At 43.1% G+C, this 9,090-nt stretch carries 9 protein-coding genes; 2 read left to right on the top strand and 7 right to left on the bottom strand.

The window, feature by feature from the left end; translation table 11 throughout:
• The coding region (locus tag HMPREF0240_RS25215; protein WP_083806133.1) for a helix-turn-helix domain-containing protein at positions 1-124 on the bottom strand (124 nt) is incomplete at its 3' end.
• Positions 125-458: 334 nt separating this feature from the next.
• Here HMPREF0240_RS25215 and HMPREF0240_RS13300 point away from each other — a divergent pair.
• Positions 459-662 carry a cold-shock protein gene (locus HMPREF0240_RS13300; RefSeq protein ID WP_009003934.1) on the top strand — a complete coding sequence of 68 codons (204 nt, stop codon included), beginning with the start codon at positions 459-461 and terminating at the stop codon, positions 660-662.
• Between the two features lie 90 nt (positions 663-752).
• Here the strand turns inward: HMPREF0240_RS13300 and HMPREF0240_RS13295 are convergent, their stop codons facing one another.
• From HMPREF0240_RS13295 to HMPREF0240_RS13280, 4 genes are all read right to left on the bottom strand, one after another.
• Positions 753-1,589: a glucosaminidase domain-containing protein gene (locus HMPREF0240_RS13295; protein ID WP_242833343.1), complete on the bottom strand. Its 837-nt coding sequence runs from the start codon at positions 1,587-1,589 to the stop codon at positions 753-755.
• Positions 1,590-2,064: 475 nt separating this feature from the next.
• A complete protein-coding gene (locus HMPREF0240_RS13290; protein ID WP_009003932.1) occupies positions 2,065-3,468 on the bottom strand; it encodes a glycoside hydrolase family 32 protein in 1,404 nt (467 codons plus the stop codon).
• A gap of 21 nt (positions 3,469-3,489) precedes the next feature.
• Positions 3,490-5,451 (bottom strand): PTS transporter subunit IIBCA, encoded by a 1,962-nt coding sequence (locus HMPREF0240_RS13285; protein ID WP_009003931.1) that lies wholly within the window; start codon positions 5,449-5,451, stop codon positions 3,490-3,492.
• A gap of 440 nt (positions 5,452-5,891) precedes the next feature.
• A complete protein-coding gene (locus tag HMPREF0240_RS13280) occupies positions 5,892-6,824 on the bottom strand; it encodes a YafY family protein (RefSeq protein WP_009003930.1) in 933 nt (310 codons plus the stop codon).
• A gap of 105 nt (positions 6,825-6,929) precedes the next feature.
• On the opposite strand from HMPREF0240_RS13280, the gene HMPREF0240_RS13275 reads away from it, so the two are divergent.
• Entirely contained in the window at positions 6,930-7,439 is a 510-nt protein-coding gene (locus HMPREF0240_RS13275; protein WP_009003929.1) for an isochorismatase family cysteine hydrolase, read from the top strand.
• 267 nt (positions 7,440-7,706) lie between these two features.
• Here HMPREF0240_RS13275 and HMPREF0240_RS13270 read toward each other — a convergent pair whose 3' ends face one another.
• Both HMPREF0240_RS13270 and HMPREF0240_RS24835 read right to left on the bottom strand, forming a co-directional pair.
• Positions 7,707-8,687 carry a LacI family DNA-binding transcriptional regulator gene (locus HMPREF0240_RS13270; RefSeq protein ID WP_035313402.1) on the bottom strand — a complete coding sequence of 327 codons (981 nt, stop codon included), beginning with the start codon at positions 8,685-8,687 and terminating at the stop codon, positions 7,707-7,709.
• 222 nt (positions 8,688-8,909) lie between these two features.
• On the bottom strand, positions 8,910-9,090 hold a 181-nt coding region (locus HMPREF0240_RS24835), incomplete at its 5' end, for a hypothetical protein (RefSeq protein WP_207636764.1).

Below are 9,090 nucleotides of genomic sequence, written 5' to 3'. Positions count from 1 at the left end.
TTTCCCGGGATATAGAGGTGCAGTTCTTGCCTACAGCGGTGGCAATCTGTTTAAAGGACTGCTGCTCGGAAAGCATTTGTGAGATTGTGATTCTGTCTTCTAATGATAAATGTGTTTTCTTCATAATGAAATCCTCCAATCGTATTCCCAGACACGACTGGAAGAATCATACAAAATTTGTCACACTTAATGCAACATTTCGGATTCTTAAAGTAAATGCAACCGATAATGGACATAGGGGTTGCATTTACTTTGAAAATTTACAACATATTTTATATTACAAAATATTTTTAACTTCCGCTTGACTTCTTCCCTTTTTAATGTTATGCTATAAAAAGTATTTTAAATAAAGTCTTGATTTCGCATATATTCGGTAGTCATTTTTTTATTAATGATCACCTTTATGTGCCTTTTTTAGTTTTATAGAAAATGCATATAAAAATTAGGAGGTACCTATTATGAATAACGGTACAGTAAAATGGTTTAACGCACAAAAAGGATTTGGATTTATCACAAACGCTGCTGACGGAGAAGATGTATTCGTACACTTTTCAGGACTGGCAATGGACGGATTCAAGACTTTAGAAGACGGACAGAATGTCACATTTGATATCACTCAGGGCAACCGCGGTCTCCAGGCTGTCAATGTCTGTATAGCATAATCCAAAACTAACAGATTAGATTTCTTATATCTGCATATAAATGCCAGGAGGGCAAAGCTGCTAATCGCATCTTGCTCTCCTGGCATTTTTTTAATCTCCCAGCTGTTTCAGTTTTGAAATCATATCAACGATTGAATACCCATAATTATCTGCCGTAGCCCAGCCATACCCTTCCGGATTCTCCTGCTGCCCCAGCCATTCCACATAAGGGGCACTCCCCTTGGTCACATATTCATACCGCTCATCCACACATTCCTGCGCCAGTGCATCTGCAGTCGCATAAGCTTTCAAATGCTGTATCTGTGCGCGGATCCCGGTACGGACATCCGGATAGGAATTCCCGGCCACACCCCCTCCTGTTGTCCCCAGACCCGCAAAATTAAACTGTTCAATAGAAGCATCCCCGCCGTACTGCAGCCAGCCGGTCTCCTTCATGGTCTGCACAAAAGGCACCTCCGGCCTGATCCCTTCTGCCGACGCCTCATCGTAAAACATCTGGCAGAATGTTTCAATACTGTCTGCACCCCCTTTGCTCAATGCCTCCGCAGGATACTTTTCCTGACTGGAATTAAAATATTCCACCATCTGTTCCACAGTAACGGAACTTTTCCCCATAATCGGATACTGCCCCTCAGCAATAACTTCCTCCGACTCATTGCCGTCTTGCTTATTCTGTGCTGCTTTATCCTCTGCTGTTTTATCTTTCTTCCCTTCAGATTCATCCGCACCGCCGGCATCCTTCCCTGACTTCGCCGCCTCATTCTCCTTCGCCGCCTTATTCAGCGTCTCCTGCTTTGTACTCTTTCCCTTATCTGCCTTCGCATCCTTTTTAGTAAATGCCCCGTTGTGACCCGCAACACCGATCACAATCACCAGCAGAAGCGCCATTCCCGCCTCAATCCAGATTCTCATCTTATTCCTATTCAAACCTCTCCAATCCATCATCATCACCCTTGTCCTAAAACCGCGTTGCTAATACTTTACAATATATGCACAGCAAATTGCAATATGCAAAACAATTAATTTTTAATTAAGTTTAGATAAAAGCCCCGCACAGCCAATCCCCATACACAGCCCCCGCCCGGATTCTCCCCCAGGTGAAGCCACCCTGCCGCCTTGATGCATCCAGCTGGTCAGAAGACGGCTATGGGGTGTGGCCGGGCATTAAGAAGAAGCGGATAAACGCCTTAGGTGAAATTCCACATGAAATAGGGGAGACTTTCAGAACCACAAGTTCTGAAAGTCAGCAGACCCGTGGGAAAAAATCATCAGATTTTTTCCCGCGTGTCCGCGTTTCCCCCTATTTCATGTGGAATTTCACTTAGGCGTTTACCGCTTCTTCGGCAGCCCGGCCACACCCCATAGCCGTCTTCTGACCAGCGTCTCCATTCTCCCAAGGTCTTCACACCTCAATCCGCATCGCTTCCATTTCCCAATACTTAATCTCCATCTCCCCTTCTTCTGCCCGCAAGCTGCTCATTCCATCTTCGGTATAGAATCTTGTTGTAAATACTTCCTCGCCTCCGTTCAGATATATTTCGAGACAGGTTGTATCTGCCAGAATCCGGACAGTACGACATTCATCCAGATGTACGGCACGGCTTTTTCTGCCATACCCCAGATCTGGTTTTTCAAGAAAAGACAGTGTAAACATTCTGTTGCTCCTGCTGTAATAAAGCTTAATCCCCTCACTAATCACAAGGGTCATGTCCGAATCTTCCTGAAATGTTGCTTCCACATCATAGTACTGCATCGTCCCAGTTGTGCCGCCAGGCTCCAGCGTCTGTTCCTCTTTCCGCAGTCCAGACAGTTCCTCAACCGGATACTGCATCACCTTTTCATCCTTGAGAAATACTTCACGCGGTACCGTAAGCGCATTTTGCCATCCATCTTTCACTGTTGGATTGCTCTGGCCCGGGTCATCCGGCATGCCGATCCATCCAATCAGAATCCGCCTGCCCTGCTCATCCAAAAATGTCTGCGGGGCGTAAAAGTCAAAGCCTCTGTCCCACTCTCTGAAGTTTTTCAAACGATATTCCCCGTCAAAGTCCCCTTCCAGTTCAAAATATCCGGACTGATATATATTCTGATAGTCGATCCCGCTTGCTTCCACTCCCTGAGGAGAAACACTCAGTATCTTTTTTTCTCCCAGAATAAACGCATCCGGGCACTCCCACATGTATCCAAATTTATTCTCTTGCTTCAGGATATTCTGCTGCTCCCAGGTTTCCAGATCAGAACTTTTATAAACAAGAACCTCGCCTCTGTCGTCCTTCGTCCTTGTTCCCAGGAACATATAATAATTGTCGTCTTCTATCCCAATACTTTTTCCGGTCACAACTTTTGGGTCCCGCACGTGGCAGGTTAGATTATCCGGATAGTCTTCATTTGTCATCAGGCACTTTTTTCCCTCAAAGGCGGACCCATCCTCACTGCTGACCAGCACCGTATTGCCCTGCCGCCCATCTGTGATATAGTTATAATCACCTTCCAGCTTTACATTTCCCGTGTAGAAAAGATTCATCTTTCCATCCGCTATCAGGGCCGAACCCGAATAGACGCCATGGCATTCAAATGCCTCTTCAGGTGACAATGCAATTCCAGCATACTGCCAGTTCAGAAGATCCGGACTGGTGTAATGTCCCCAGCACTTCTTTCCGCCCTCCGGATTGTCCGGAGAATATTGAAAAAATACGTGATATACTCCTTTGAACTGGCACAATCCATTCGGATCGTTGAGCCAGCCCGTGGGCGGCATCAGGTGCAGACCCAGCCGCCATTTATCAGTCCAATTCATTTCCAGCATATTCGTTCTCCTTTATCTTTTTTAAAATCTCTCTGTTATATTGATGTTCTTATATTGCCCGGGATTCGTAACAATAACCGGTGTTACTGTATCAAGTCCTGCTTTTCTGATTTTTTCCATATCAAAATCCAAAAGCAGCTCACCGGTTTCAACCGTCTGCCCCGCCTCAACATATACCGTAAATGGCCCGCCATTCAGCGTAACAGTGTCCATGCCAATATGAATCAGTAATTCCACTCCCTCTGGTGTTTCCAGTCCAATTGCATGCTTTGTATCAAATACGGCCGCCACGGTACAGTCAAAGGGTGCAAATACTTTTCCCTCCGATGGCTGTATGCCGACACCATCCCCAAGCACGCCGGATGCAAAAGTCTCGTCTGACACCTCCGCGAGCGGGATAACCTTTCCTTTTACGGGACTGATCAGGTTCAGTTCTTCAGCCGCATCAGTCTGGTTCCCATTTTCTTCTGCAGACATTTTATCTTTTGTGACAGTATTTATTTTCTCATCAGTGATCACTTTCGCCTCCGCAGAAGTCTTAACGGATACTGCATCCATATTCTGTCTGTTTTCAGTTCCGCCATTACTATCCCCCACTGCAGGTTCCTCTTTGAATCCCAGTACACCTGTCAGTACAAATGCCACGCCAAATGCGATTGCCATAGCTATGACATAATGCAGCGGACTTTGCAGATGCAGGAGTATTCCAAAGATTCCGGTCACACCTGTGCCTGTTGCCCCCAGATGTACAAGGGATGCATATAAAGCTCCGCACGCACCGCCGATAGATGCGGCTATAAACGGTTTTCCAAGCCGGAGGTTCACACCAAAAATTGCCGGTTCCGTGATTCCCATACATGCACTCAATGCAGAAGGCAGCGCTACGGATTTCATTTTCTTGTTTTTGCTCTTTAATGCCACTGCTAATGCGGCGCCTCCCTGTGCCACGTTTGCCGCTGATGCCAGAGGCAGCCAGAAAGTAAGCCCGTACTGTGCCAGTTGTCCGATATCAATCACTGTATACATATGGTGTATACCGGATACAACTGTTGTCGCATACAGACCGCCCATAATAAAACTTCCGATCCCAAATGGAAGTGTCAGAAGCTGCTGTATTCCATTCAGCAGGCTGTTTTCCACAAATACAAAGACCGGCCCGATCGCAGCCAGTGTGAGATAGCCTGTCACAAAAACACTGACGAGAGGCGTAACAAACAGGTCAAACATGGGAGGCACAATCTTATGGAGCTTCTTCTCAATGATACTCAGCACGAAAACCGCAATAATGACCGGAATTACATGTCCCTGATAGCCTACCATATCCACCCGCCAGAGGCCAAAGAAAACTTCCTGTGTTTTCTGCACGCCTTCCGTGGCAACCGTCCATGCATTCTGCAGATTCGGATGAATCATAATCATACCGATAACCGCCCCCAGAAACGGATTCGCACCAAAAACCTTTGCCGCGCTAAATGCAATTAGAATAGGAAGGAATACATATGCAACATTGCTGAATAACACTGCAAACTGATAAATTGAGCCGTCGGTATTGATGTTCACATACCCGTTATTCACCATAAAGTTAAGGGCTTCCATGATCCCCATTAAAAATCCGCTTGCAACAATTGCCGGAATGATCGGAACAAAAATATCACCGATCGTCTTAATCAGGCGTTTAAATGGATTCTCCCGCTTTGCAGCTTCCCTTTTCACATCTTCCTTGCTGGACTCACTGATTCCCGCAATCTTAATAAATTCATCGTAAACCTTATTGACAGTACCCGTCCCCAGAATAATCTGCATCTGCCCGGCTGCAAAGAAAACTCCCTTTACCGCATCCACATTCTCAACCGCTTTGCTGTCGCACTTTTCATTATCAGCTATAACAAGCCGAAGTCTCGTTGCACAGTGTGCAGCTGATATCAGATTTCCCTTTCCCCCTGTATACTCCAGTATCTGTTCCGCTATTGAATGATAATCCATAACGTCCTCCTTTATGATATCGTTATCACCTATCAGTTCCTTAGTCACATATATTTCTTTATTTTATAGCTTTATATATGTGATATCGTTTTCATATTTCAATTATATTTTATCATTTTTTCCCAATCTGTAAATAGGTAGATAAACCAAAAATGCGCTGTATTTTTTGTCTATATTTCACAAATATAATTATTCCCTGAAATTACCTGAATTATGTTAAGCATTACTTGGGGGAAAACTATAAAAATGATGTTTAATAAATCCAGTCAGTCACAATTTGTCGTCCATCAGCTTATGGAGAATACGCCCCATAAAAATGTATAGACTCTGAAGAAGAATTTGAATCGGAGGCAAAAAAATACAGTTAATTCATTATAAAGAATTAACTGTATTTTTTAGCTGGAAAAACGGTGGTAACATGATTATCCCTTAAACACGTATTAACTTTCGTATATGGCAGCTAAATCCTGTATTCTACGCTTCATTTCTGCGCGGATATGCAACGGCTCTAAACACTCACATTTATTTCCATAACTCAAAAGAATATTGTAGTAGTATTCGTTCTCTATGAAAGGAAAACTAACAATGTAATACTCATTACCATCTGGAGAAAAGTGCTCATAATCGCAATAATCAATTACCCTGTCCATAATAGATTTATGGATACGGATTTTAATTTTCGTTTGCATAGATGATAAAATATCAGTAAAGTCTAACTGTGGCTTTTGGTAATCCCGTGGTATAAAAAATTCCTCTTGTATTTTCAGGTTTGAAATGCGGGATAGTCTGAATAAGCGAAAATCATTTCTTTTAAGACAATATCCTTGCCAATACCAATGGCTGCTTTTCAATACAAGCTGATACGGCTCTGCTGTTCGTGAGGTTTTATTTCCGTGGCGGTCTGTATATTCAAATGAAAGCAGCCTTCTTTCATGTAAAGCTGTTTTAATAATTTCTAAATATGGTTGTATGTTCCTGTTGCCCATCCACGAACTTAAATCTATATGTATTTGATTTGCTTTTAATTCAATGTCTTTCGCTCTTTCGGCAGGGATAAAACTTTTGACTTTCGCAAGGGCGTTTATCAGTTCATCACCTCGTATCATGTTGGAAAGACTGGTAAGTCCCATCAAGATAGCGGAAAGATCGGCAGTCGAAAAGACTTTTTTATCAATCTTGTATTTCGGCATGATTTCAAAGCCGCCTCCCACACCTGATGTAGAGCAAACAGGAATACCCGCCATGTTGATAGCATCTATGTCACGGTAGATTGTGCGAAGTGAAACTTCAAACATATCTGCTAACTTCTGTGCACTTATACGCTCTTTATCAAGGAGGATCATAATAATGCTAATAAGCCTGTCAACTTTCATCTGATAGCTTCCTTTCAAAATTTATTTTTATAATTATATATTGCTGACATATTACTGTCAACAATTGTATGATATTCTAAAAAAGCAGAAAAAGGAGGAGACATTATGCAGAAAAAAGCCTTAGTAATCATTGATATTCAAAATGACATAACAAAGAATTATAAAGACATTATTGACAATATCAACAAAGCTATAGATTGGGCAGTCAGTAATAATATTCATGTTATTTATATAAGACATGAAAATTTATCAGCTGGAACAAGGACTTTTAAACCCAATACACAGGGGGCTGAATTAGCTCCAGACTTGAAAATAGTATCAAAAAATGTTTTTACAAAATACAAAGGAAACGCATTAAGCAATGAAGAATTTGCAGACTTTATTAGAAAAAATGAAATATTTGATTTCTACATAGCAGGAGCAGATGCTGTTGCCTGTGTTAAATCAACCTGTTACAACTTACGCAAAGCAAATTATAACGTTAATGTTTTATCAGATTGCATTACCAGTTATGATAAAAGGAAAATTGATGAAATGTTATGCTATTATGAAAGTAAAGGCAGTAAAATCATTCGTTTAAATACTCTGTCATCACCAAAAAACTTAGACAAATAAAGTACTAAGATTGTGGTGTCATATGACAGAGCGGAAAAAGCAAAGGGTGATTGAATGAAATATTAACAAAAATACACTACAAAAAACGACTAATCTGCAAGTAAGCACTATGCACATTAGTCGTTTTCTCTTTTACGAATTCGCGCTTCACAGACGAGTATGCTTGTGAATACACAGCGTTTGATAATATATGGGAACTAAAAAGCCGGTGTCTGAGCAGTCGGCTGCTTAATTTATTATTAATAATGAATAAATAACATAATGGACTCAGACACTTTCCGCCCTGATAACTTCATACCCCAGCTTAGTCTGCCTGTATATGTGATCTTCATTCTCTATCATTTCCAGCAGCATATTTGCAGCTTCAATTCCGCTGGTCCGGTAAAACAGATGCGCCGTTGTGATTTTTGGGGATACCACTCTGGACAGCCGGTTATGTCCGATTCCCGCCACCGCCGTCTCCTCAGGAACCTTCCTGCCCATATCTTTGAGACAGGACAAAGCGCCCACTGCAAGCGTATCGGTGGCACAGAATACCCCTTCCAGTTCCGGACACCTGTTCAGCAGCCTTTTCATGCTCTCATAACCTGCATCCATATTAAAACCCGCTGTTATCATCATCTTTTCCGGAGCTTCCAGCCCATACTCTTTCATTGCATCCTTATAACCCTCAGTACGGTTTTTCCCGGCAGCCTCATCCTTCTGTGTAACAGCAATGTGTGCAATCTTCTTTTTCCCGCTCTCCAGAAGCAGTTCTGTCATCGCCTTGGCCGCACCATAATCATCATGGTACACACAGGCAAAATCATCAAATCTCTGGCTGATAATAACAACCGGTATGTCCAGTTTTTTCAGTGCCTCCTGATGAGCCCGGTCATAAACAGAAGCTGAAAAAAGGATTCCGTCAACCGGATTATTTTTCAGAAGACTCAGGTATTCAATCTCCTTTTTCGGATTGTTCTCCGTGCTGGCAAGCAGCATCTGATATCCCTTCTCCGAAAGAACAGAGCTGATGCCATCTGCCACCCTCGCAATAGATTCCGAGCTGATCTTCGGCAGGATCACACCCACTACCTTCGACTTCTTAGTCCGAAGTATCTGCGCCTGTTTAGACGGTTTATACCCGGTCTTATCAATAACCGCCTTAATCTTCCGCCTCTTCTCCTCACTGATATACCCATCATTCAAATATCTCGAAACAGCAGATACCGAGACCCCTGCCATCTCCGCAATTTCTGTAATAGTCATCACAGTTCCTCTCAATTCACACTCTCCCACCACGGAAAGCAATCTATACTCATAGAATAATTGTAGCATCCCCCCAAAGGCAATTCAAGCAGATTTTTGGATACCTAACATGATGCAACCAACTCCCCCCCAAATAATCTCACGAACCTCTCCAAATTTTCCACTCCCCCAAATCCCATCCGCCTCCCACCATAAGTTCCCCAAAGCAAAGCGCCTCCCCGCCTATAGAGCCAGCCTCAGGAACCGGACATAGAGGCTGCCGGAAGCGTCAGCACGGCTGTTAGCAGGAGTTAAGTAAAAAAGAAGGAAAGCAGGGGTAAAAATTGTAATTACCAAATTACAATTTTTCCTGCCCCCAGCGCGTGAAGTCATCAAGACTTCACGTGATGTGGGCAGGCTGCCC

The organism is Clostridium sp. D5 (assembly GCF_000190355.1).
Lineage (GTDB): Bacteria > Bacillota > Clostridia > Lachnospirales > Lachnospiraceae > Faecalicatena > Faecalicatena fissicatena_A.
Note: the sequence above shows the minus strand (reverse complement) of the source record. Positions and strands in the feature narration are given on the sequence as shown.